The 22,488-nt window shown below is 70.4% G+C and carries 21 protein-coding genes, 1 tRNA gene and 1 pseudogene; 15 read left to right on the plus strand and 8 right to left on the minus strand.

Going from position 1 to position 22,488, the window contains the following annotated elements; all coding sequences use genetic code 11:
* Window positions 1–58: 58 nt before the first annotated feature.
* Window positions 59–1,639 (plus strand): proteasome ATPase, encoded by a 1,581-nt coding sequence (gene arc, locus BN1187_RS07700; protein ID WP_052462489.1) that lies wholly within the window; start codon window positions 59–61, stop codon window positions 1,637–1,639.
* 318 nt (window positions 1,640–1,957) lie between these two features.
* Here arc and serC read toward each other — a convergent pair whose 3' ends face one another.
* Window positions 1,958–3,040 (minus strand): 3-phosphoserine/phosphohydroxythreonine transaminase, encoded by a 1,083-nt coding sequence (gene serC, locus BN1187_RS07705; RefSeq protein WP_040160641.1) that lies wholly within the window; start codon window positions 3,038–3,040, stop codon window positions 1,958–1,960.
* A 292-nt stretch (window positions 3,041–3,332) separates the two neighbouring features.
* Here serC and BN1187_RS07710 point away from each other — a divergent pair, with 292 nt between their 5' ends.
* Together BN1187_RS07710 and BN1187_RS07715 are read left to right on the plus strand one after the other, a co-directional pair.
* Complete coding sequence (locus tag BN1187_RS07710) at window positions 3,333–3,812, plus strand: MarR family winged helix-turn-helix transcriptional regulator (RefSeq protein ID WP_072042016.1); 480 nt, start codon at window positions 3,333–3,335, stop codon at window positions 3,810–3,812.
* Window positions 3,809–5,896, plus strand: coding sequence for an MDR family MFS transporter (locus BN1187_RS07715; protein ID WP_040160642.1), 2,088 nt, complete (start codon window positions 3,809–3,811; stop codon window positions 5,894–5,896). Before BN1187_RS07710 ends, BN1187_RS07715 begins: the two co-directional genes overlap by 4 nt.
* A gap of 143 nt (window positions 5,897–6,039) precedes the next feature.
* On the opposite strand, the gene BN1187_RS07720 is transcribed toward BN1187_RS07715, so the two are convergent.
* Genes BN1187_RS07720 through BN1187_RS14280 form a run of 3 tightly spaced genes read right to left on the minus strand, consistent with a single transcriptional unit; the run spans window position 6,040 to window position 8,162 of the window.
* Window positions 6,040–6,447: a VOC family protein gene (locus BN1187_RS07720; RefSeq protein WP_052462491.1), complete on the minus strand. Its 408-nt coding sequence runs from the start codon at window positions 6,445–6,447 to the stop codon at window positions 6,040–6,042.
* Between the two features lie 9 nt (window positions 6,448–6,456).
* A complete protein-coding gene (locus BN1187_RS07725; protein ID WP_072042018.1) occupies window positions 6,457–7,989 on the minus strand; it encodes a multicopper oxidase family protein in 1,533 nt (510 codons plus the stop codon).
* Window positions 7,986–8,162, minus strand: a complete 177-nt coding sequence (locus BN1187_RS14280) for a hypothetical protein (protein ID WP_157754757.1) — start codon at window positions 8,160–8,162, stop codon at window positions 7,986–7,988. Before BN1187_RS14280 ends, BN1187_RS07725 begins: the two co-directional genes overlap by 4 nt.
* 84 nt (window positions 8,163–8,246) lie before the next feature.
* On the opposite strand from BN1187_RS14280, the gene BN1187_RS07730 reads away from it, so the two are divergent.
* Window positions 8,247–8,738: a MarR family winged helix-turn-helix transcriptional regulator gene (locus BN1187_RS07730; RefSeq protein ID WP_040160644.1), complete on the plus strand. Its 492-nt coding sequence runs from the start codon at window positions 8,247–8,249 to the stop codon at window positions 8,736–8,738.
* Between the two features lie 156 nt (window positions 8,739–8,894).
* Here BN1187_RS07730 and BN1187_RS07735 read toward each other — a convergent pair whose 3' ends face one another.
* Window positions 8,895–9,659, minus strand: a complete 765-nt coding sequence (locus BN1187_RS07735) for an HAD-IIB family hydrolase (protein ID WP_235750637.1) — start codon at window positions 9,657–9,659, stop codon at window positions 8,895–8,897.
* Between the two features lie 22 nt (window positions 9,660–9,681).
* Window positions 9,682–10,056, minus strand: a complete 375-nt coding sequence (locus tag BN1187_RS07740; protein ID WP_040160646.1) for a DUF3054 domain-containing protein — start codon at window positions 10,054–10,056, stop codon at window positions 9,682–9,684.
* Between the two features lie 61 nt (window positions 10,057–10,117).
* Between BN1187_RS07740 and BN1187_RS07745 the strand changes: the two genes are divergently transcribed.
* The 9 genes from BN1187_RS07745 to BN1187_RS07785 all read left to right on the plus strand — a co-directional run bounded on the left by BN1187_RS07745 (window position 10,118) and on the right by BN1187_RS07785 (window position 18,827).
* Window positions 10,118–11,440 (plus strand): proteasome accessory factor PafA2 family protein, encoded by a 1,323-nt coding sequence (locus tag BN1187_RS07745; RefSeq protein WP_052462492.1) that lies wholly within the window; start codon window positions 10,118–10,120, stop codon window positions 11,438–11,440.
* Window positions 11,433–11,615 (plus strand): ubiquitin-like protein Pup, encoded by a 183-nt coding sequence (locus BN1187_RS14990; protein ID WP_040160648.1) that lies wholly within the window; start codon window positions 11,433–11,435, stop codon window positions 11,613–11,615. Before BN1187_RS07745 ends, BN1187_RS14990 begins: the two co-directional genes overlap by 8 nt.
* Window positions 11,616–11,701: 86 nt before the next feature.
* Entirely contained in the window at window positions 11,702–12,481 is a 780-nt protein-coding gene (gene prcB, locus BN1187_RS07755; protein ID WP_040162646.1) for a proteasome subunit beta, read from the plus strand.
* Window positions 12,478–13,206 carry a proteasome subunit alpha gene (gene prcA, locus BN1187_RS07760; protein ID WP_040160650.1) on the plus strand — a complete coding sequence of 243 codons (729 nt, stop codon included), beginning with the start codon at window positions 12,478–12,480 and terminating at the stop codon, window positions 13,204–13,206. The genes prcB and prcA overlap by 4 nt, the downstream gene beginning before the upstream one ends.
* The gene (locus BN1187_RS07765) at window positions 13,203–14,270 is read left to right on the plus strand and encodes a prephenate dehydrogenase (protein WP_040160652.1); all 1,068 of its coding nucleotides are present in this window, start codon (window positions 13,203–13,205) and stop codon (window positions 14,268–14,270) included. The genes prcA and BN1187_RS07765 overlap by 4 nt, the downstream gene beginning before the upstream one ends.
* A 178-nt stretch (window positions 14,271–14,448) precedes the next feature.
* Window positions 14,449–15,423, plus strand: coding sequence for a DoxX family protein (locus BN1187_RS07770; RefSeq protein ID WP_040160654.1), 975 nt, complete (start codon window positions 14,449–14,451; stop codon window positions 15,421–15,423).
* Window positions 15,424–15,526: 103 nt separating this feature from the next.
* On the plus strand, window positions 15,527–16,210 hold the full coding sequence (gene cmk, locus BN1187_RS07775; protein WP_040160656.1) for a (d)CMP kinase: 684 nt from the start codon (window positions 15,527–15,529) through the stop codon (window positions 16,208–16,210).
* The gene (gene der, locus BN1187_RS07780) at window positions 16,207–17,550 is read left to right on the plus strand and encodes a ribosome biogenesis GTPase Der (RefSeq protein WP_040160658.1); all 1,344 of its coding nucleotides are present in this window, start codon (window positions 16,207–16,209) and stop codon (window positions 17,548–17,550) included. The genes cmk and der overlap by 4 nt, the downstream gene beginning before the upstream one ends.
* Complete coding sequence (locus tag BN1187_RS07785; RefSeq protein WP_218184607.1) at window positions 17,550–18,827, plus strand: MFS transporter; 1,278 nt, start codon at window positions 17,550–17,552, stop codon at window positions 18,825–18,827. The genes der and BN1187_RS07785 overlap by 1 nt, the downstream gene beginning before the upstream one ends.
* A gap of 256 nt (window positions 18,828–19,083) precedes the next feature.
* On the opposite strand, the gene BN1187_RS14285 is transcribed toward BN1187_RS07785, so the two are convergent.
* Window positions 19,084–19,248 carry a hypothetical protein gene (locus tag BN1187_RS14285; protein WP_157754758.1) on the minus strand — a complete coding sequence of 55 codons (165 nt, stop codon included), beginning with the start codon at window positions 19,246–19,248 and terminating at the stop codon, window positions 19,084–19,086.
* A 322-nt stretch (window positions 19,249–19,570) separates the two neighbouring features.
* Between BN1187_RS14285 and BN1187_RS07790 the strand changes: the two genes are divergently transcribed.
* Together BN1187_RS07790 and maeA are read left to right on the plus strand one after the other, a co-directional pair.
* Window positions 19,571–19,644 (plus strand) — tRNA-Pro (locus tag BN1187_RS07790).
* Between the two features lie 236 nt (window positions 19,645–19,880).
* Window positions 19,881–21,085: pseudogene (gene maeA, locus BN1187_RS15205) on the plus strand (oxaloacetate-decarboxylating malate dehydrogenase); the annotation flags it as partial.
* Window positions 21,086–21,133: 48 nt separating this feature from the next.
* Here maeA and BN1187_RS15210 read toward each other — a convergent pair.
* Window positions 21,134–22,480, minus strand: coding sequence for an alpha/beta fold hydrolase (locus BN1187_RS15210; protein WP_082034724.1), 1,347 nt, complete (start codon window positions 22,478–22,480; stop codon window positions 21,134–21,136).
* Between the last annotated feature and the right edge of the window lie 8 nt (window positions 22,481–22,488).

The following is a 22,488-nucleotide window of genomic DNA, read 5'->3' on the forward strand; positions in this document are numbered from 1 at the left end:
CGTCGGAGCCGGTCACTGAGCGGCCGAGCTCTGAGCGGTCGTTCACCCAGGAGGACGCATGACCTTCGGGGAAGAGCCGCACACGCGGCGCGAGGAGGTCGTCGAGCGCCGGCTCGCCGAGGCGCGCGCGGACGCCCGGGCGCTGGCTCAGCAGAACGAGCGGCTCAACCGCACGCTGCGGGAGGCGCGGGAGTCGCTGCTGTCCCTGCGGGAGCAGCTTGAGGCGCTGGCCGCCCCGCCCGCCCAGTTCGGCGTCGTCGTGGCGCGGGCCGTCGACGGGACGGCGGACGTCTCCGTGTCGGGGCGCGTCCTGCGGGTCAAGCTGGCCGACGAGCTCGTCGATCCCGAAGAGCTGCGCGTGGGGACGACCGTGCTCCTCAACGAGGCGATGACCGTCGTGGGCGCCGCCTCGGTGCCGCCCGGCGGGGAGATCGTCCGGGTGCGCGAGGCGCTGCCCGACGGCCGGGTGCTGGTGGCCGGGGCGTCCGATGAGGAGATCGTCCTTCAGCGGGCGGTGGCGCTCGCCGACGCCGATCTGCAGCCGGGCGACTCGCTGCTGGCCGACCGGCGCGCCTTCGTCGCGCTCGACCGGGTGCAGCGCAGCGACCTGGAAGAACTGCGGCTCGACGACGTCCCCGACGTCACCTACGACGACATCGGCGGGCTCGGCGAGCAGATCGAGGCGATCCGGGACGCCGTCGAGCTGCCCTTCAAGCACCGCGACCTGTTCGCGGACTTCCGGCTTTCCGCGCCGAAGGGCGTCCTGCTGTATGGGCCGCCCGGGTGCGGCAAGACGATGATCGCCAAGGCCGTCGCCAACGCCGCCGACTCGCACTTCCTCAACATCAAGGGCCCCGAGCTGCTCAACAAGTACGTGGGCGAGACCGAGCGGCAGGTCCGGGTGATCTTCGGCCGCGCGCGCGAACTGGCCGTCGAGGGGCGTCCGGTGGTCATCTTCTTCGACGAGATGGATTCGTTGTTCCGCACCCGCGGCTCCGGGGTCAGCTCCGACGTCGAGTCGACGGTGGTCCCGCAGCTGCTCAGCGAGATCGACGGCGTCGAGCAGTTGCACAACGTCATCATCATCGGCGCGACCAACCGCGAGGACCTCATCGACCCCGCGATCCTGCGTCCCGGCCGCCTCGACGTGAAGATCAGGCTCGACCGCCCGGACCCCGCCGGCGCCCGCGAGATCCTGGCCCGCTACCTCACCACGGACGTGCCGTTGAACCCGTCCGAGGCGGAGGCGTCCGGCGGGGCCGAGGCTTTCGTGAGCAGCCTGCTCGACGACGTCGTCGATGCCCTGTACGAGCGTGGCGACCAGAACCGGTTCGTCGAGGTGACCTACGCGTCCGGTGAGAAGGAAGTGCTCTACGTCGCCGACTTCGTGTCCGGAGCCATGCTCGCCGCCATCGTCGGCCGCGCCAAGAAGGCGGCGATCAAGGAGGTCTTGGCCGGCGGTGAGCGGGGTATCCGGCGCGCGCACCTGCTCGACGCCTGCCGCGCGGAGGTCGCCGAGAACGAGGAACTGCCCAACACGACCAACCCCGACGACTGGGCCAAGGTGTCCGGACGCCGCGGCGAGCGGATCGTCTACCTGCGGACGCTGGCCAGCGCCCGCGCGATCGACGTCGGTTGACGCTGAGCCCCCGGGCGGGAAGGGGGAGGCGCCGACGAGCTCGGCGGCGACGAGGGCGACCAGCTGAGCCCCCGGGCGGGAAAGCGGGGCGCCGACGGCAACGCGCCTGACCCGCCGCCCGGGAGCAGAGCCGGGGCTCTGCCGAGCAATCGTCGTTGCGGACGTCAGCCGTTGACGCGCTCGGACTCGGTCATGACGTCGGTCGGCCGCGGGCCTCGCCGTGCAATCGTCGTTGCGAGCGTCAGCCGTTGATGCGCTCGGACTCGGTCATGACGTCGGTCGGCCGCGGGCCTCGCCGTGCAATCGTCGTTGCGAGCGTCAGCCGTTGATGCGCTCGAACTCGGTCATGAAATCGATCAGCGCGCGGACGCCCTCGATCGGCATCGCGTTGTAGAGGGAGGCGCGCATCCCGCCGACGGAGCGGTGGCCGGCCAGGTTCGTGAGGCCGGCCTGGGCGGCCTCGGCGACGAAGCGGGCGTCCAGGGTCGGGTCGGCGAGCAGGAACGGCACGTTCATCCACGAGCGAGCGTTCGCCGCGACCGGATTGCGGTAGAACCCCGAGCCGTCGATGAAGCCGTACAGCGCCTCGGCCTTCTGCCGGTTGCGCTCGGCCATGCCCTCGGCCCCACCCTGGCGCTCGATCCAGCCCAGCACCTTGCCGAGGAGGTAGATCGCCCACGTGTTGGGAGTGTTCAGCATCGAATCGGCCTGCGCCATCCGCGCGTAGTCGAGGATCGCCGGGCAGCCGGGGCGGGCGCGCCCGAGCAGGTCGTCGCGCACGATCACCACGGCCATGCCGGACGGACCCAGGTTCTTCTGCGTCCCGGCGTAGATCAGCCCGAACCGGGAGACGTCGATGGGCCGCGACAGCACCGTCGAACTGGCGTCCGCGACGACGGGGACGTCGCCGGCGTCCGGGACGTAGCCGAACTCCACCCCGCCGATCGTCTCGTTGGGCGTGTAGTGCAGGTAGCGCGCCCCGGGCGTGGGGGAGACGTCGCCGGGTTCGGGCACCGTCGTGTAGCCGGACGCGGACTGATCCGCGACGACGTCGACCCGGACGCCCGCACGCTCGGCCTCGGCGCGCGCCTTGGCCGACCACTGGCCGGTGACGACGATGTCGACGGTGTCGCCGGGCTGGGTCAGGTTGAGGGGGACCGCGCCGAACTGCCCGAACGCGCCCCCTTGCACGAAGATCACCCGGTAGCCGGCCGGGACGCCCATCAGCCGGCGTAGTCGGTCCTCGGCCTCCGCGGCGCACGCGACGAACGGCTTGCCGCGGTGCGAGACCTCCATCACGGACATCCCCGAGCCCTGCCAGTCGAGGAGCTCCTCGCGGGCCTCGGCGAGCACCTCCTCGGGCATCATCGACGGTCCGGCCGAGAAGTTGTAGACGCGCATGACGCCATCATCCCGCACCCGCTCGGCGGCCGGTCGGACGGATCGCCGGATAGACGCCCCCGGCTCGGGTCCACCGTGCGCAGGGCGTCACAGAACGCGCGCTCGATGGCATGAATGAGAACGCATAACGCTGGGACGAGGGGCGATGATGCCTCCGCCATACAGACGCCGAAGGGAGTGCTGCGCCTGTGACGGGCTGGGCGACCCAGCGGTTCGGCTTCACAGCCCCCGAGGAGAGTCTTCTCGACATCAAGATTTGGTTGCGGCCACCAATAAGACGTATGGTTGCAGCATGCAACTAAGTGAGGTGGATCAGCTCCAGCATGAGCTCACCCATCTGTTCGCCACCCTCGCCCGGCTGACGGCGAGCCGGCAGCGCACGGGCGAGGTCTGCCTGACCCGCGCCGACTTCTCCGCCCTCGCCATCCTCGAACGCGAGGGCCCCCTGCGCGGCCGGGCGCTGGCCGAGCTCGAAGGTGGCGACCCCTCGACGACGAGTCGCCGGCTGACGTCCCTCGAGGAGCGCGGTCTGGTCGAGCGCCGCCCCGATCCGGACGACGGTCGGGCGGCCCTGATGCAGATCACCTTTGCGGGCCACGACGCCCTGACCGCCGAGCGGGGCCAGCGCACCCGCGCCATCGCGGAGTCGCTGGCGTCCTGGTGCTCGGACGACATCGAGCGCCTCACCGTGCAACTGCATGAACTCAACCTCTGCCTCGACCGTCCCGCCGCGTCGGGACCCACCTCAGCCACGAAGGAGCATCGCCCGTGAGCGACTCGACCCTCACCGCCGCGTCCCCGGCCCCTGCGTTCACGATGAGCCGGGACCAGGCGCGCACGTTCGTCGGGCTCATGCTCGGCATGTTCGTCGCCGCCATCAGCCAGACCATCGTCGGCACCGCGATGCCGCGCATCGTCGCCGAGCTCGGCGGCATGGAGCACTACAGCTGGGTCGCCACCGCGGCCATGCTCGCCTCGGCGATCATCACGCCGATCGTCGGCAAGCTGTCCGACCTGTATGGACGCCGCAGCTTCTACCTCGCCGGCCTGATCGTCTTCATGGTCGGCGCGGTCATCTCGGGCCTGGCCGTCAACTTCGGCATGCTCGTGGTCGGTCGCGCCGTCCAGGGCCTCGGCATGGGCACCCTGATGCCGCTGTCCCAGACGATCATCGGCGACATCGTGCCGCCGCGGCAGCGCGGCAAGTACCAGGGCTACATGGGCGCGATCTTCGGCGTGACCACCGTCGCCGGACCGCTCGCCGGCGGCATCATCACGGACGCCTGGGGCTGGCGCTGGCTGTTCTTCGTCGCGCTGCCGGTCGGGCTGGTGGCCCTGTTCGTCATCGTCCGGTTCATGAAGCTGCCGTTCGAACGTCGCGAGGCGACGATCGACTACGCCGGGATGGCCACCCTGTCGCTGGCGCTGGTCAGCGTCCTGCTCGCGGCGTCGTGGGGCGGGACCACCTACGCCTGGGATTCGCCGCTGATCATCGGGCTGTTCGTCGCGGGCGCGGTCCTCTCGGTGGCGTTCGTCCTGATCGAGCGGCGGGCCGCGGAGCCGGTGCTGCCGCTGCGACTGTTCTCGAACTCGATCTTCACGCTGTGCCTGATCGCCGGCCTGCTGCTCGCGACGCTGATGTTCGGCGCGATCATCTACCTGCCCGTCTTCGCCCAAGGCGTCCTGGGTGTCGGCGCGACGGCGTCCGGGCTGATCGTCATGCCGCTGACCCTCGGCCAGATCGTGATGGGCATCATCGCGGGTCTGATCATCAGCCGCACCGGCCGCTACAAGGAGCTCATGCTGCTCGGCGTGGTCGTCCTCGCTGTGGGGGTGTTCCTGCTGACGCAGCTGAGCTACCGCTCGCAGGCCGTGGACGTCACCATCGCGATGATCGTGTTCGGCGTCGGCCTCGGCGCGGTGATGCAGAACTACACGCTGCTCGTTCAGAACGCGGTGGCCCGCGGCGACCTGGGCGTCGCGACGGCGTCCACCCAGTTCTTCCGGAACGTCGGCTCCACCCTGGGCATCTCAGTGTGGGGCACGGTCATGACGAGCGGGCTGGGAGCGGCGATCCTGTCGCACCTGCCCGCGGGCGTGGACCCGGCCAAGGCGGGGCACCTGAACGCCGGCGCTGTGCTCGATCCGTCCGCGCTGGCGTCGCTGCCGCCGGCCTTGGCGACGGCGGTCCGGCAGGGGCTGGCCGATCAGCTGCACTCCATGTTCGTGCTGTGGCTCCCGATCGTGGGGCTGCTGTTCCTGGCGACCCTCTTCATCAAGGAGGTGCCGCTGCGCGAGACCGTCCATACCGCCGACGAGAGTCGCCGCGAATACCTGGACACCATGGCGTCCAGCTCGACGGCCGGCGTCGGCGTCGATTCGCTCAGCGAGGGACGCGCCAGCCGCACCCAGGAGCGCCTGCTCGGCCTGCAGTACGAGATCCTCGCCCGCCAGGCGAAGCGTCCCGAGCTGACCCGGCTCCGTCAGGCTGTGACGGACGCGGGCGGCGGCGACTTCGACCGCGGTTACCGGATGCTGGTGCACTCCGCGGACCTGCTCTCCAGCGACGACCCGGACGTCGCGCGCCGGGCCGAGAAGTACGCCGTCGAACTCGCCGACCGGACGCGGCAGAAGGGCGGCCTGTTGTCCGCCGACCTGCGCGCGGACATGGCCGAGGCCGTGACGCCGGAGCCGCGGGAGGCGTCCGACGACGGGGACGGGAGTTCCGCCACGAGCGAGGCCCCGCGGCGGAGCGTCGCGGTCGACATGCAGCGGCTGTCGCGCGCGGGCTCCGACCTCACGGCCGCCCTGCTGGTCGACCTGACGAGCCCCCGCCACGCGCTGGTGGAGGACTGACCGCCTTGGCGGACGCCGCCGACGTGGCGGGCTACGCACGGTCTGTCGTTTGAGCTGGGCTACGCCGGGTCTGTCGTTCGAGCCGGGCTACGCGCCGTCTGTCGTTCGAGCCGGGCTACGCGCGGTCTGTCGTTTGAACCGGGCTACGCCGGGTCTGTCGTTCGAGTCGCCGGGCGCTCCAGGGCGGGAAGTTCGGTCGCCAGCAGGCAGAACTCGTTTCCCTCGGGGTCGGCGAGGACGTGCCACTCCGTCTCGCCCTGACCGACGTCGGCGGGACGCGCCCCCAGGTCGAGGAGGCGGGCGAGTTCGGTGGCCTGGTCGCAGCCGACCGGGTTCACGTCCCAGTGCAGGCGCAGGGGCCGCGCCTCCTCGGCGTCGACCTTCGCCAGGATGATGGTCGGTGCTGCCCCGCCGAAACCCGTCGCCGGCCCGATCTCGATGTCCGGGCCTTCGTACCCGAGCACCTCATAGCCCAGCACCGCGCACCAGAACGCGGCCAAGGCCTCGGGATCGCGGCAGTTGAGGACCAGTTCGGTGAGTCGGCACGCCATGGCGCAAGCCTAGGGACGCCGCGCGCCGCCGGCCACGGTGGGACCGGTTGAGGTCACCGGGACGGAGTGCCCCGGCGGGTGGGTTGCCATCGCGCCGATGATCCGCGGCGTCGTGCTCTCGTCGCCTGGTCGGACGACGACGTACTGGCCCATCATGCCTGCGTCCTCGTGGCGCAGGATGTGGCAGTGGTACATGTAGGGATGCACGGCGTCCGCGAACGGCCCGAACTCGACGGCCAGCCTCGCGGACTGCTTCTCGGGCAAATGCACGGTGTCGCGCCGGCCCCTCGCCCAGGGTGGCGGCGGGCTTCCCGCGACATCCAGGACCGTGAAGCTGACTCCGTGGATGTGGAAGTTGTGGCTGTAGACGGTGTTCTCGATCTCCCACACCTCCGTCGTGGAGGCGGTCACGACCTCGTCGACCCTGGCCATGTCCATCTCCCGGCCGTTGATCGCGTCGTGGCCCTGCAGCCTGAACGGCCGGACGGTCGCGTCCGGCGCCGGGACGAGAGGAGCCTCCCCGCCGAGCGAGCCGGGCAGGGGGGCGGACGCGGCCAGGGTAGGCGCCGCGCGCAACTCCAGGATGTTGTGGTCGCCGGCGTCGATGCGTTCGGTTCCGCCGCGGGTGAGCAGGGTGACCGCCTCGCCCGGCCCGAACGGAACGACGATCTCCGCGCGCTCGGCCGGACCGAGCCGGAGGCGCTCCGTAGAGACCGGGGCGGGCAGCAGCCCGAGGTCGTTGCCGACCACCTGGAACGTCCGTCCGTCGGAGAACTCGAGGTTGTAGAGCCGCGCATTCGATCCGTTGAGCAGCCGGAACCGCACGAGACGGCTCGTGACCGTGAAGAACGGCTGCAGCGTCGCGTTCACGCACATGTCGGTGCCCATGAACCCGAAGTTCGGCTCCGTCGTGAGCAGTGACTGCCCGTCGCGACCGATCGTCCGGTCCTGCAGCACCAGGGGGACGTCGTCGACGCCGTAGCGGTGTGGGAGCTCGGCCGGGGTGGCCGGATCGTCGATCCAGAGCATCCCCGCCAGGCCGCGGTGCACGTGCAGCGCGGTGCTGCCGTGGGGGTGTGGGTGGTACCAGAGAGTCGCGGCCGGCTGGTCGACGGTGAAGGTCGGACGCCACGTCGCGCCCGGCTCGATGGGCTGGTGGGGTCCGCCGTCGAACACGGCCGGCACGTTGAGCCCGTGCCAGTGGAGCGTGGTGAGCTCGGGAAGGCGGTTGGTCACGGCGACGGCGACTCTCGATCCGCGGCGCAGGCGCACGGTGGGGCCGAGGATCGGCCCGTTGATACCCCAGGTCGGCGTGGGCTTGCCCGGCAGGAACGCGTGGACGCCTTCCTGCAGGCTGAGCGCGACCCGCTTTGCTCCCGACGGGTCCTGCGCCGGTTCGAGGACCGGCGGGATGCGCAGCGGGGTGCTGGGCCGCCAATCGCGGGCGGGCGGCGTCGACGAGCGGCCACCACAGCCGGTCATCGCAGCCCCCGCGGTGGCCCCAGCGAGCGCGAGGACGCGCCGACGCGACAGCGGGGTCACGCGACGGTCCGCCGGCGAGACAGGCGGAGAGCGATGACCCCGGCCGCGAGGAGGACGCCGACAGCCAATGGTGCGGCGTCGAGCCCGCGGCGCTGATCGCCGAGGTAGCCGGTGAGGACGGAGCCTGCGACGAATGCGAGCAGGGCGAGGAGTACGGTGACGAGGTGGCGCATGAGTGCATCCCCTTTCGAGAGCGCTTGTTGCTCTCGTCCATTTAGTTAGACTGTCTAACAATCACCGATCCTAGGATAGTTAGAATGTCTCATCAACCCCGGAGAGACCCGGAGGCGTCGACCCTGAGGCGCGACGTCGTCGTCGCGGTTCGTGAGATGCAGGGCGGCGCCCACGATGTCGACAGCAGCGCCGCGGAGCATCTGGGGATCAACCACACAGACCTGGCGATCCTGCGTTTCCTCGACGGGGGGCCGCGCTCGCCGAAGGAACTGGCGGCGTCGGCGCGCATCACGCCGGCGTCCATGACCGTGGCGTTGCGGCGCCTCGAGGCGGCGGGCTGGGTGAGCCGCGAGCACGACCCCGGCGATGGACGCCGCGCGATCGTCCGGCTCACGCCGCGCGCGGTCACGTCCCTGGCGGAGCTTTACGGGCCCATCGCTCGGGAGGGCAAGGAGATCCTCGAGGAGCTCAGCGACGCCGAGCTCCGCACGGTGTTGGGTTTCCTGGAGCCGTCCGCAGCGATGCAGCGGCGCCAGGCGGACCGGATCCGTGGGCTCGCGGCCCCGACGGACTGACCGACGAGGGGCGATGCGACGGCCCGCAACGGTCGCGGTGGAAACAGGCGCGGGCGGCGCGGGATCAGCGCCTCGAGGATCAGGCGCGCATCAGGCTGTGAACCGGGCGCGGTCGGGAATCAGGTTCGTTCGTCGGCGGACACGTGGGGTTGAGGATCAGGCGCGGTCGAGCGTGGGGATCAGCTCGCGCAGGAACTCCAGCGTGTCGGGCCAGTCGGTCACGGCGTGCGACTGGACGCCCAGGGCCAGCACGGGGTAGTCGTTGCCGCCCGGGGCGAGCCGGTCGCCGACGAACATGATCTGTGCCGGGTCGAGTTCGAGGATCTCGCACAGCTGGCTCAGGCCGTAGCCCTTGTCGATGCCCTGCTCGGTGATGTCGATCGACGTCGACCCGCCCGCGTGGACCGCCAGATCGGGCAGCTCGGCCTGCACCCGGTCGCGTAGGGCGGCGCGCTTGCTGCCGTCGGGGTCCCACTGCTTCTTCGCGTCCACGGGGGCCTGCTGGCCGAGGGCGGAGAACGTCACCTGGGAGCCGCGGTCTTCGATGCGCGGGCCCCAGGTCTTCGCCTCCCACAGCCCCAGTTCTCGCGCCCCGGTCTCCAGCGCCGTGGCGCATGCGTCGACCTGCTCGGGCGTGAGCCGGTGCGCGTACTGGACCTGCCACGCCCCGTCGACGCAGCGGTAGTACTGGGTGCCGTTCGTCGGCATGATGTGCAGCCGCTCCAGCGTGGACGCCTGGGGCAGTCGGCCGAGCACCTGCGTCTCGAACTGGGTGTAGTTGCCGCCGGAGATGATGCACACCGGTCGCCGGTCGAGCAGTTCCATCAGCACGTCACGCATCTCGTCCGGCAGGGCGGACTTGGACGGGGCGAGCGTGTCGTCGAGGTCGAAGGCGACGAGCGCGATGGGCGTGGCGATCACGGGTGGTCCTCCTGGCTTGTGATCAGGACACCCTAACGGACCGCTCCCGGCGCCGCAGGACGAGTCGCGCGATCCCGCGCCACCCGAACATCACCGCCGCCAAGAAGACCGCGGCGACGATCACGAAGCTGACCTGCACCCCCATGCCGAGTAGGCCGCGCACGAGCATCCCCACGGTCAGCGTGAACGCCCACACGGTCAGACCCTGCCACCACAGGGAGTCGGTGAACCGGCGCAGCATCAGCACGATCCAGCCCATCAGCGTGGCCAGGACGAACGGCGCGGCCACCCGCACCACCGCGTCGGGAGCGAGCGGCTCGCCGTGGCTGGCCAGGCCGATCATCGAGAACAGCCCGACGGCGACGAGGTCGAGGAGGACGGCGAGGATGGTGGGCATGGATCTCTCCCTACAGCAGGCTGCTCCGAGACGCACGCCCCGGACGCCCTAGCCTAGTGGCATGGCGCTGATCGGGACGGAAACCGAGTTCGGCATCGCCGCGCCGGACGAACCCGGCCTCGACCCGGACGTCCTCTCGCAGACCGTCGTCCGGCACGTCGCCGGCCCCGCGACGCCGGTGTTCGAGGGGATCCACAACCGGGTCCTGGGCAACGGTGCGCGGTTCTACGTCGACCACGGCCATCCCGAGTACGCCGGACCGGAGAGCACCACCCCGACCGACGCCACCGTCGTCGAGCTCGCCGGAGACCGCCTCGTGGCCCAGGCCGCCGCGCGGGCCTCCGAGGAGCTGGGCGTCGACGTCGCGGTCTTCAAGAACAACACCGACGGCAAGGGCGCAAGCTACGGCTACCACGAGAACTACCTCCTGCGACGCGACACCCCCTTCGCGCGGGTCCTGGCGCTGCTGCCGGCGTTCCTCGCGACCCGGGTCATCTACACGGGCGCCGGGCGCGTGGGGATCGGCCCGGCGGGGGAGACCCTCGGCTTCCAGCGTTCCCAGCGCGCGGACTTCTTCGAGCGTGTCAGTGGCCTCGACACCACCCGCAATCGCGGCCTGGTCAACACCCGAGACGAGCCGCACGCGCGGCCGTCCCGTTGGCGTCGGCTGCACGTCATCCCGGGCGACGCCAACCGCAACCCCTTCGCCACCTGGCTCAAGCTGGGCACCGCGACGCTCGTGCTCGCCTGCCTCGAGGACGACGCCCTGCCCGCCGTCGACGTCGGCGACCCCGTCGCGGCGTTCCGGGCGGCGAGCCGCGAGGACGTCCCGCGGCTCGCCCTGGACGCCCAGCGCCGCTTCCTCGACGCGTGCGCCGGCCATCCCGGCTGCGCCGAGCAGCCCGAGGCGGACGAGATCCTCGCCGAGTGGGCGCGCGTCCTCGACGACCTCACCGCCGACCCCACGGCCACCGCCGACCGCCTCGACTGGAGCGCCAAGCGCGCCCTGCTGCAGCGCCTGCAAAACCGCGACGACCTCGCCTGGGACGCCCCGCGACTCGCCGGGCTCGACCTGCTCTGGGCCGAACTCAGCGACCGTAGCCCGTTCGAGGCGCTGCGCCGCGCCGGCCGGTTGATCGACTGGATCGACCCGGACGACGTCGCCACCGCCATGCACGAACCGCCGTCCGGCACGCGGGCGTTCACGCGCGGCCTGCTCGTCCGCGAGCACGCCGATCGGGTCATCGCGGCGACCTGGGACTCGGTGCTGGTGCAGGACTCCTCGGGCGGGCTGCACAACCTCAAGATGACCGAGCCCGTGTCATGGACGGCCGCCGAGATCGACCCTGCCTGGACGCTGGATAGAATCCTGCGTCATGAGTGAGCGCATCCAACGACGACGGTCGACGCGGCCGCAGCAGGACGAGGCGCCGGCCACGCAGACGGCCCGGCGCGACCAGTCCGTGGACTACGACGCGCTGCTCGACGAGATCGACGGCGTCCTCGAGTCGACCTCGGAGGACTACGTTCGCAACTTCGTCCAGAAGGGCGGCCAGTGACCCCCCTGATCCCTGAGCACGGCGCGGTGTTCTCCCCGCGCGGTGGGACGCCGGACGCCCGATCCGACGCTGCCGCCTTCACGGGCCTGGGCGGCGCGTCCTTCGCGGAGCTCCTGGCGCACTCCAGCCCGGGGGCCCTACCGCGTCCGGCCGGCACCGATGTCGGCCCCCTCGCGCCGCACGGCACCACGATCGTCGCCGCCACCTACCCCGGCGGCGTCGTCATGGCCGGCGACCGCCGCGCCACCTGGGGCGGCCAGATCGCCCAGCGCGACGTCGAGAAGGTCTTCCCGGCCGACGAGTCGTCCGTCGTCGGCATCGCGGGCGTGGCCGGCATCGCGGTGGAGCTCGTCCGGCTGTTCCAGGCCGAGCTGGAGCACTACGAGAAGATCGAGGGCGCCCCGCTGACCTTCGACGGCCGCGCCACCAGGCTCGGCGGGATCATCCGCGCCAACCTGGGCCAGGCGATGCAGGGCTTCACGGTGCTGCCGGTCTTCGCCGGCTGGGACGGCCGCCGCGGACGCATCGTGTCCTACGACGTCGTGGGCGGCCGCTACGAGGAACACGGCCACTACGCCGTCGGCTCCGGCGCCGTGTTCGCGCGGGGCAGCCTGAAGAAGCTGTACCGCGACGACCTCGATGAGCAGGGAACGGTCACCGCGCTGATCCAGGCGCTCGTCGACTCCTCCGACGACGACTCCGCGACCGCGGGGCCCGATCAGGTGCGCCGGCTCTACCCGTTGGTCTACGTCGCGGACGCCGCCGGCGTCCGCCGCTGGGGGGCCGAGCGGCTGGAGCCGCTGGTCGACGACATCCTGGCGGGACGCCGTTCCCGTCCTGACGGCCCGGGAGCGCCGCTGCGATGAGCATGCCCTTCTACGTCTCACCCGAACAGCAGATGAAGGACCGCGCCGAGTTCGCCCGCCAGGGCATCGCGCGCGGGCGCTCGGTCGTGGCCGTCCGCTACGCCGACGGGTTGTTGTTCGTCGCCGAGAACCTGTCGGCCACGCTGCACAAGGTCTCCGAGATCTACGACCGCATCGGCTTCGCCGGCGTCGGCCGCTACCACGAGTTCGAGGCGCTGCGGGTGTCCGGCATCCGGCAGGCGGACCTGCGCGGTTACACCTACGACCGCGAGGATGTCGCCGCGCGCGCCCTGGTGAACTCCTACGCCCAGCTGCTGGGGGGCATGTTCGCCGCGGTCGGGGAGAAGCCGCTGGAGGTCGACCTGGTCGTCGGCGAGCTCGGCAAGGACGCCGCGGACGACCGGCTGTACCGCCTCGGCTTCGACGGCTCGGTCAGCGACGATCCGACGCTCGTCGTGATCGGCGGGGCGGCCGACGAGGTCGAGAAGGCGCTGCGCCGGGACCTCGGCGGCTCGACGTCAGACGAGACGGCGCAGCGCACCGCCTCCGACGACCTCGCGACGACCCTGGTCCGCGCGGTGGCCGCGCTGGCGTCGGTGGGTGGGCGACGGATCGACCCCGCCGCGCTCGAGGTCGGCGTCCTCGACCGGACGCGGCCGCAGCGCCGCAAGTTCCGCCGGCTGGGCGCCGGCGAGGTCGCGGAGATCCTGGGGGAGCAGCGATGATCGACGTCCGCATCTCGCCGGTGCTGATCATCGGCACCGGCCTCGTGGGGGCGTCCGTCGGCTGCGCGCTGACCCGCGCCGGGCTGGAGGTCCACCTGCAGGACGCCTCGCCCACCCACGCGCTGGTGGCGGCGTCCCGCGGCGCGGGCACCATCGACCCGATCGACCCCGAGGACGTCAACCTCGTCGTGGTCGCAGCCCCGCCGCGCGTGCTCGCCCCGCTGATCGAGGACGCCCTGGCGACCTACCCGAACGCCTCCGTCACCGACACCGGTTCGATCAAGGGGGTCGTCCTGGCGCAGTTGCGCGCCGGCGGCGTCGACCTGTCGCGCTACTGCGGCTCGCACCCGATGGCGGGGAGTCAGCGCGTCGGCCCGCTCACAGCCCGCGCCGACCTCTTCGAGGAGCGGACCTGGATCGTCACCCCGCACGACAACTCGTCCGCCAAGGCCGTGCTCGCGGTGCAGCGCATCGCCGACCTGTGCGGCGCACGCGTCATCAGCATGGCCGCCGGGCACCACGACGAGGCGGTGGCGCAGGTGTCGCACGTGCCGCAGCTGATGTCTGCGCTGGTCGGTGGCGGGCTCCTCGAGCTCCCCGTGGAGCATCTCCGGCTCGCCGGCCAGGGCCTGCGCGACGTCACGCGTATCGCCGGGTCCGACCCGGGCATGTGGACGCAGATCATCTCGGCGAACGCGAGCGCCGTCCGCACCGAGTTGGAAGAGCTGTCCGAGGACCTGCAGCAGCTGATCTCCGTGCTGGACGACCCGGCCCAGGTCACGGCCTTCCTCGACCGCGGACGCCGCGGCACGCGACGGCTGCCCGGCAAGCACGGCGCGCTGCCGGCCGACTACGCCCAGGTCGTCGTCGAGATCCCCGACGAGCCGGGCGCGCTGGCGCGGCTGTTCTCCGACATCGACAAGGCGGGCGTCAACGTCGAGGACGTGGCGATCGACCACGAGCTCGAACGCGAGGTGGGACGGCTGACCGTCCTGGTGGATCCCGGCCGGGCGCCCTCGCTTCGCACGGCGATGCAAGCCGCGGGGTGGACCGTCCGCGATTGAGTCGCGCGGCCGTGACGACGGTAGGTCTCGTGACCTGGTCGGTTCCGGCGGGTCAGCACTGCTCCGAGGGACCCGGCGGAGTCTCGGCGTGTCTCATTGACGAACGGCCGTGCAGCGGGGTGTTTGCCGTAGCCTTATGGATGTTCCCGAGCTTTTCCCAGATCGGAGGATCAAGCCCATGTCCAACCTCACTCCTGATGACGAGCGTCGCTACCAGGGCGACGCCGACCGCCGCGCCCACGACCTCAACGCCGATCTCGAGGGAGATGGTCGCGTTCGGGGCGATGGCACTCGCCCCGACCTGACCGCGGACAACGGCGACCGCGCCGGCTACGACCGCGACGGTTCCTCGCGGGCCTCCGATCGCCCCGTCAGCGACGACCTGCGTCGCGACACCTACCGTGACGACGTCCGTCGTGACGACAGCCTCCGTCGCGATGACCACCTGCGTGACGACCTGCGCCAGGACAACCTCCGTCGGGACGACAACCTGCGTGACGACCTGCGCCGCGACGATGCCCGCCGCGACGACGTGTACCGCGACGGAGACACTCGCCGCACCGTCTCCGATCGCACCAGCGTGGCCCCCGCCGCGACCGGCGCCGCCGCGGGAGCCGCCGCCACGCGTCCCACCACCGGCAGGGAGACCACCGCGCAGAGCACGGGTGACAAGGTGCTCTACGACCTGCAGATGGCCAAGATGCAGAACCGGGCCAGCACCGACATCGGCCTGCTGATCCTGCGCCTCGGTACTCTCATGCTCCTCTTCCACGGCATCCACAAGGCAATGGGGTACGCGGGTTTCAGCCAGACGGTCGCGAGCAATTCCTTCGGCTCGATCGCGCCGGGCGTGTTCTCGTTCCTCGTCGTGGCCGGACAGATCCTGCTGCCGATCGCGCTCGCGGTGGGCCTCCTGACCCGCCTCTCGGGCCTGCTGCTGGCGATCATGATGGGTTTCATCGCCTTCGTGTTCACCCTGCCGAATGCGGGCTTCATCGATCCTCGCACCGGCGGCCTGTCGTTCGAGTCCTCGCTCGTGTGGGCCATCATCGGCCTCGCGTTGTTCTTCACGGGCGCCGGGCGCTTCTCGCTTGACCACGCGGTGGGTCGTGGCCGGCGTGACCGCAAGGCCAACCGCGCCGCCACCGTCTGATCCATCGGTTCAGCCCGGCCTGGGCGAGACGGCACCGATCGGCGCGCGACCTGCGGGTCGCGCGCCGATCTGCGTTCACGGCCCCACCGACTAGACTCCCAGGGTGACTCTCGCCGACCGCCTCGTGATCGCCATCGACGGACCCAGCGGGTCCGGTAAATCCTCGACCTCCCGCGAGGTCGCGCGGCGGCTGGGCATCGGCTACCTTGACACCGGAGCCATGTACCGCGCGGTCGCGGTGGCGTTCCTCGACTCCGGCGTCGCGGTCGACGACACCGCGGGCATCATCGAAGCCACGAGGTCGGCCGACATCCAAGTCAGCCTCGACCCCGACCAGCGCTGGGTGCGGGTGAACGGCCGTGATGTCACCGAGGAGATCCGCGAGCCGCGGACGTCCGAGAACGTCAGCGCTGTGTCCACCATCCCCGAGTGCCGCGCAGACCTGGTCGAGCGCCAACGCGCCCTCATGGATTCGGCGCCCGACGGCGTCGTCGCCGAGGGCCGCGACATCACCACCGTCGTCTATCCGGACGCCGACCTGCGCATCCTGCTCACCGCGTCCCCCGAGGCGCGCCTGCGCCGCCGCCGCGGCGACCTCGACCCGGAGGTCACCGAAGACGAACTCCGCGACCAGGTGCTGCGCCGCGACGAGGACGACTCCAAGCTCGTGGAGTTTCAGACGGCGGCCGAGGGCGTCACCCTGCTGGACACGTCCGACATGGGCTTCGAACAGGTCGTGCAGACCATCATCGACATGGCGCGTGACGCGGGACGCGCCGACGCCTGAGTAGCGAGGGAAGAACGTTGAGTATCAAGCCTGTCCTGGCCGTCGTCGGCCGCCCCAACGTGGGCAAGTCGATGCTGGTCAACCGCATCATCGGGCGCCGCGAGGCCGTCGTCCAGGATGTGCCCGGCGTCACCCGTGACCGGGTGAGCTATGACGCCAACTGGAACGGCCGCGAGTTCGTCATCGTCGACACCGGCGGCTGGGTGTCGGACACGTCCGGCATGGCGGGTCGCATCGCCGCCCAGGCGGAGCTGGCCATCGAGGCCGCGGACGCTGTCCTGTTCGTCGTGGACGCCACCGTCGGAATCACCGATGAGGACGAGGCGGTCGTCCGCGTCCTGCGCCGCAGCAACAAGCCGGTCGTCCTGGCCGTCAACAAGGTGGACGACGCCCGCCTCGAGCCCGAGGCCATCACCATGTGGCAGCTCGGGCTGGGGGAGCCGCGCCCCGTCTCGGCGTTGCACGGCCGGGGCTCCGGAGACCTGCTCGACGTGATCCTCGCGGCGTTGCCCGAGGCGCCCGCGCAGTCCGAGGAGGAGGTGGGCGGCCCGCGTCGCGTCGCGATCGTCGGCAAGCCCAACGTCGGCAAATCGTCCCTGCTGAACAAGCTCAGCGGTCAACAGCGGTCGGTCGTCGACAACGTCGCGGGCACCACCGTCGACCCGGTGGACGAGCTCGTGGAGATCGGCGGTGAGGTCTATCGGTTCATCGACACCGCGGGCCTGCGCCGCCGGGTTCGCGAGGCGTCCGGGCACGAGTACTACGCGTCGCTGCGCACGCAAAGCGCCATCGAGCGCGCCGAGGTGTGCATCGTCGTCATCGACGCGTCCGAGCCCATCACCGACCAGGACCTGAAGATCCTGACCATGGTCGAGGAGGCCGGCAAGGCGATGGTCATCGCCTTCAACAAGTGGGACCTGACCGACGACGAGCGCCGACGCTACCTCGCCCGCGAGGTGGAGCAGGACATCCAGGCCTTCAGCTGGGCGCCGCAGCTCAACATCTCCGCGCTGTCTGGACGTGGCGTCGACAAGCTCGGACGCGCCATCCGCGAGGCGTTGGAAGGCTGGGAAACGCGCGTCACCACGGGCCAGCTCAACTCGTTCCTCGGCCGCGTCGCGGCGGCGCACCCGCACCCGGTGCGGGGCGGCAAGCAGAGCCGCATCCTGTTCGGCACCCAGGCCCAGACGGCGCCGCCGACGTTCGTGCTCTTCACCACCGGTGCCATGGACCCGCAGTACCTGCGGTTCGTGGAGCGGCGGCTGCGCGAGGAGTTCGGCTTCCGCGGGACGCCGGTGCACGTCGAGCTGAAGGCGCGCGAAAAGCGCGGACGCTCGTAGTGGCCGGACGTCTGCGCGGCCTGTTCGCCGACACTCGGCCGCTGCAGGTCCCGGCGTTCCGGCGCCTGTGGACGGCGAACATCATCACGGTCATCGGCGCGCAGCTCACCGTCGTCGCGGTCCCGGCGCAGATCTACGCCATCACCAACAGCTCCGGCTTCGTCGGGCTGACGGGCCTGTTCGGGTTGGTGCCCCTGGTGGTGTTCGGCCTGTGGGGCGGCGCGCTGGCGGACGCCATGAACCGCCGGACCCTGCTCATCATCTCCACGACGGGGCTCATCGTGACCAGCGCGCTGTTCTGGGCACAGGCCGCGCTCGGCCTGAACAACGTGTGGCTGCTGTTGAGCCTGTTCGCGGTGCAGCAGGCGTTCTTCGCGGTGAACCAGCCGGCGCGGACGTCGATCCTGCCCAAACTGCTGCCGCTGGAGCAGTTGCCCGCCGCCAACGCGCTCAACATGACGGTCTTCAGCGCCGGCGCGATCGCCGGACCGCTGGTGGGCGGCGCGCTGATCCCCGTGCTCGGGTTCTCGTGGCTCTACCTCGCCGACGCGATCACGCTGTTCGCCACGCTCTGGGCGGTGGTGACGCTGCCGTCGCTGCCCGTCGAGGGAGCGACCGGCTCCCCGGGGCTGCGATCGGTGATCGACGGGCTGGTCTACCTCAGCGGGCACCGCATCCTGCTGATGTCGTTCGTGGTGGACATCATCGCGATGGTGTTCGGGATGCCGCGCGCGCTGTTCCCGCAGATCGCGCACGAGAGCTTCGGCGGCCCCGTCGAGGGCGGGCTCGCGTTCGCCCTGCTCTACGCGGGCATGCCCGCCGGGGCGGCGCTCGGCGGCGTCCTGTCCGGATGGGTGTCGCGGGTGACCCGGCACGGGCTCGCGGTGATCTGGGCGATCGTCGCGTGGGGCCTGAGCATGACTGTGTTCGGCGTGGCCGTCGGATTGGCGCCGGCGTTCCCGGCCACGATGCTGGCGATCGCGGTGGCGGCCATGGTGGCCGGAGGCGTCGCCGACATGACGTCGGCCGCATTCCGGCAGACGATCCTGCTGCAGGCGTCCGACGACCACGTCCGGGGACGCCTGCAGGGCGTGTTCATCGTGGTGGTCGCCGGCGGTCCGCGCGTCGCGGACGTCGTGCACGGCGGGGCGGCCGAATACCTCGGCACCGCCTGGACGGCCGCCGGCGGTGGCGCGCTCGTCGTGATCCTGGTGATCTGCGCGGCCCTCGCGTATCGGCCCTTCGTCCAGTACCGGGCGGGACAGCTCGACGCATAGCGCGCGAGTCCGTGCTGGCACGGGGGACGCAGGGCGTCCTTCGCGGTGCACGGCGACGTCCCCTCGCGGTCCTGGAAGCATGCGCGCAGGACAAAAAGCTAGACACCCGTCTAGTTGGTGCGCCCTGAAGATGAGCACCGAGCACGCCTTCTACTTCGACCTCATCGCGGACGCCCCGCTCACGGGCGAGACAGACCTCGACGTGCTGGCCACCCAGTGGCTCCGGCTGCGCCGCGCGTGAGCGGTCGCTGGGCGCTTACTGGCCGGACTTGCCCTGCTCGGACTCCTGCTTGACCTGCGAGCGGGCCTTGCCGCCCTGAGACTCCTTCTTCTCGGAGCCGGGCTCGCTCGAGTTGACGAAGGCGTCGGAGTCAGCGTCGTAGCGCTCCTCGGGCGTCGGGGCATTCGGCGGGTTGGTCATGATGCATCCTCCTCGACGGGGTTGCCCCCATCTAAGCCACTTCTCCCGCACGGGACCAGTCCCGGCGCCGCCCAAAGAGGCAACGACGTCGGCCGGGAACTCGCGTGGCCGGCTCCCAGCGTCCGGTCAACCGGGCGAGCGGCGCTCTGCCGCCCGGACAAAAAGGCCGCGGTCGGTGTCCAACGGGCGCGTGTCCGTCCGACCTGATGGCCGCGTGGCCAGCGGAAACACCGCAATGACACGCGGCATCGGCCGATTAGAAGTTGGAGAGTGTTTGGGGCTAGCATAGGCAGTCGTTGACCGCTGCTGATGCGGGCAACGGCGGGCTGTAGCGCAGTTTGGTAGCGCACTTGACTGGGGGTCAAGGGGTCGCAGGTTCAAATCCTGTCAGCCCGACGTAATAGCTCTGGTGGGAGTGGGTTCCTACCAGAGCTTCTTCCAGTCCGGGGTGCTCCAATACTGACAGGTCAGCCGTCAGACGCGCGGTTGTCGCCGGGACAGCTTCAATCACGTCGAGATCCACCCTGCGGAGGCGCCTAGCCGCCCACGACGTGCGGTGCCATGATGAAAATGCATTGGGTGGTCTCGGTGACCGACAGGTCGCTGTGCCCGCACATCTACGGAGGTCAGCCATGTCCACCGTGCCCAGCCCGCTGAATGATCCGCTCGCCACCAAGGGAACCGCCTATACCGCCGAGGAACGCGAGAAGCTGGGTCTCGTAGGTCGTCTGCCGTCGAGACCCTCGACCAGCAGGCTGCCCGCTGCTACGCGCAATTGTCGTCTTACGAGAGCGACCTGCAGAAGTACGTCTTCCTCGACCAGCTCCACAATCGGAACGATGTGGTCTACTACCGGCTGCTGGCCGATCACATGTCTGAGTTGCTTCCCGTCGTCTATGACCCGACCGTTGGTGAGGCCATCAAGAAGTGGTCCCGGGATTACCGCCGCACCCGCGCGGTCTACCTGTCGATCGACCGCATCGAGGACATCGAGCTCTCCTTCGATGAACTCGACCTCGGACCAGACGACGTCGACCTGCTCGTCTGCTCGGACGCCGAGCAGATCCTCGGAATCGGCGACTGGGGCGTCAACGGCACCGATATCTCCGTCGGCAAGCTCGCCATCTACACCGCCGCCGCCGGCATCCATCCCGGCCGCACCATCGCCGTCAACCTGGACTGCGGCACGAACAACGAGGCACTCCTCAACGATCCGGCCTACCTCGGCAACCGTCATTCCCGCGTGCGAGGCAAGCAGTACGACGACTTCATCGCCACCTACCTCGAGGTCACCGCGAAGAAGTTCCCCAAGGCGCTGCTCCGCTTCGAGGACTTCGGCGCATCCAACGCCCGCCGAATCCTCGTCGACAACGCGAACAAGTACCGCATCTTCAACGACGACATGCAGGGGACGGGCGCCATCGTCATGGCCGCGATCATCTCGGGGATGAAGGTCACGCATCAGACTTTCGCCGATCAGCGTCTTGTCGTTTACGGAGCGGGAACTGCGGGCACCGGCATGGCCGACCAGATCCATTCCGGGATGGTCCGGGCGGGCCTGTCCGAGGAGGAGGCCAAGTCCCGAGTCTGGCTCATTGACATCAACGGGCTGGTCACCGATGACATGAAGGCCCTGCCCGGCTACCAGCAGGTGTATGCCCGTCATCCGGCCGAGGTCAAGGACTGGAACCGTGCCGAGGGCAAGGTCGACCTCCTCGAGGTCGTCAAGCAGGTCAAACCGACCATTCTCATCGGCACCTCGACCGACCACGGCGCGTTCACGCAGCAGGTCATCGAGGCGATGGCGGACGGCGTCGAGCGGCCTATCATCCTGCCGCCGGGCCCTTGCCGGGCATGTCCGGGCGTTGCGCGAGATGCTGCCCAGCTAGCCGCTCTCTGTGCAGGCGCTAGCGCCTCCGCGGTTGCTGGATCGGTGGTCATGACGTTCCTCGCAAGCGGCTTCGGTGCCGGGGTCGCGATCCTCATCCCGGGTGGCGGTGATGAAGGAGGAGATCGCCTCCGTGACCTCGGCCTGGTGTTTGGCCAGCAGGTGCCCGTCGCCCTCGAACCGCGCGTAGACCTTCTGTGGGAAGCGTGCGAGCACGGCCTCGGCGTGGCCGACCTTCGCCAGTCGGTCGTGCGATCCCTGAAGGACGAGGACGGGGCAGCGCACCTGCTCGATGGGGTAGTCGTCGAAACTGCGTGCCATGTCCGGGTTGGCGACGGTGGCGTCCAGCAGTGCTCCCTCGCGACGTTGAGCGAGAGGGAACATGGTGTCGATCGTGCTGGCCGGCATGCCCATCACCAGCGGGAAGAACGGGCTCAGCAGATACATCGGCAGATCATGACAGAGGAACGGGGGCGGCCCCGCGTGGGTCGAGTACCTGTGCGGCGGCGCGGGGTAGGGCATCGCAGCGGAGAAGAGGATGAGCCCCTTGGTGCGCTCAGGGTGGTCAAGCGCGAAACGGATGGCCGAGGTCCCTCCCGCGGAGGCTCCCAGGACGTAGGTCTCGTCGACCCCGAGGCGGTCCAGCAGCTCAACGAGTGCGTCCGCTTGGTCGGCGGGTGTTCCGTCGCCGTTGATCGTGCTGCCGAGGTACCCGAAGCGGGACGGGGCGATGATCCGGTAGCCGCGGTCGTGGGCGTGCACCACGTCGAAGCCCTGGTCGTACCCGCCGAACAGGCCCTGGAGGGAGAGGACCGGCTCACCTGGTCCCTCGTCGACGTAGGTCATGTCGCCGTAGCTCAGCCTGACCGTTCGTGCGTCGTAGCATGCCAGGCGGGTCTTCCCGCGGGCTGTGGCGCGACGGAAGCCTGTGGCGACTCCAAGCGCGATGAGCCCGGCGGCACCGCACGTGGCCGAGATGACTGCTTTCACGAAGCCGCTCCCGCGCTGGCGGTGTGGGGGCGGGTCGAGACGCCGCAATGGAGCATGCGCCCAGTCTGTCAAACCACGAGACCGGACGGGCGAACCCGGATCGCACGGCGGCGCTCGGTGTCGACGGCGACGTTCTGGATGCGCCGCCTTTCTGGTATATTTGACTAAATAGTCTTCCAGAGGGCACCCCGCGATGGGTGCCCGCCTGGCACGGCGGTCGACAAACGGTCGACCTCCACCGATGCGGACCACGCCACAGCGGCGGCCACGACCGGCCGCGCCGCGGGACGCATCACCACCGGGGGGCCACCGCCCCGCCGGACCACACGCATCGCACCCAGCCGGGTGCTTCATGAAGGAGT

The organism is Nigerium massiliense, assembly GCF_000826085.1.
In the GTDB taxonomy this organism is placed as follows: domain Bacteria; phylum Actinomycetota; class Actinomycetes; order Propionibacteriales; family Propionibacteriaceae; genus Propioniciclava; species Propioniciclava massiliense.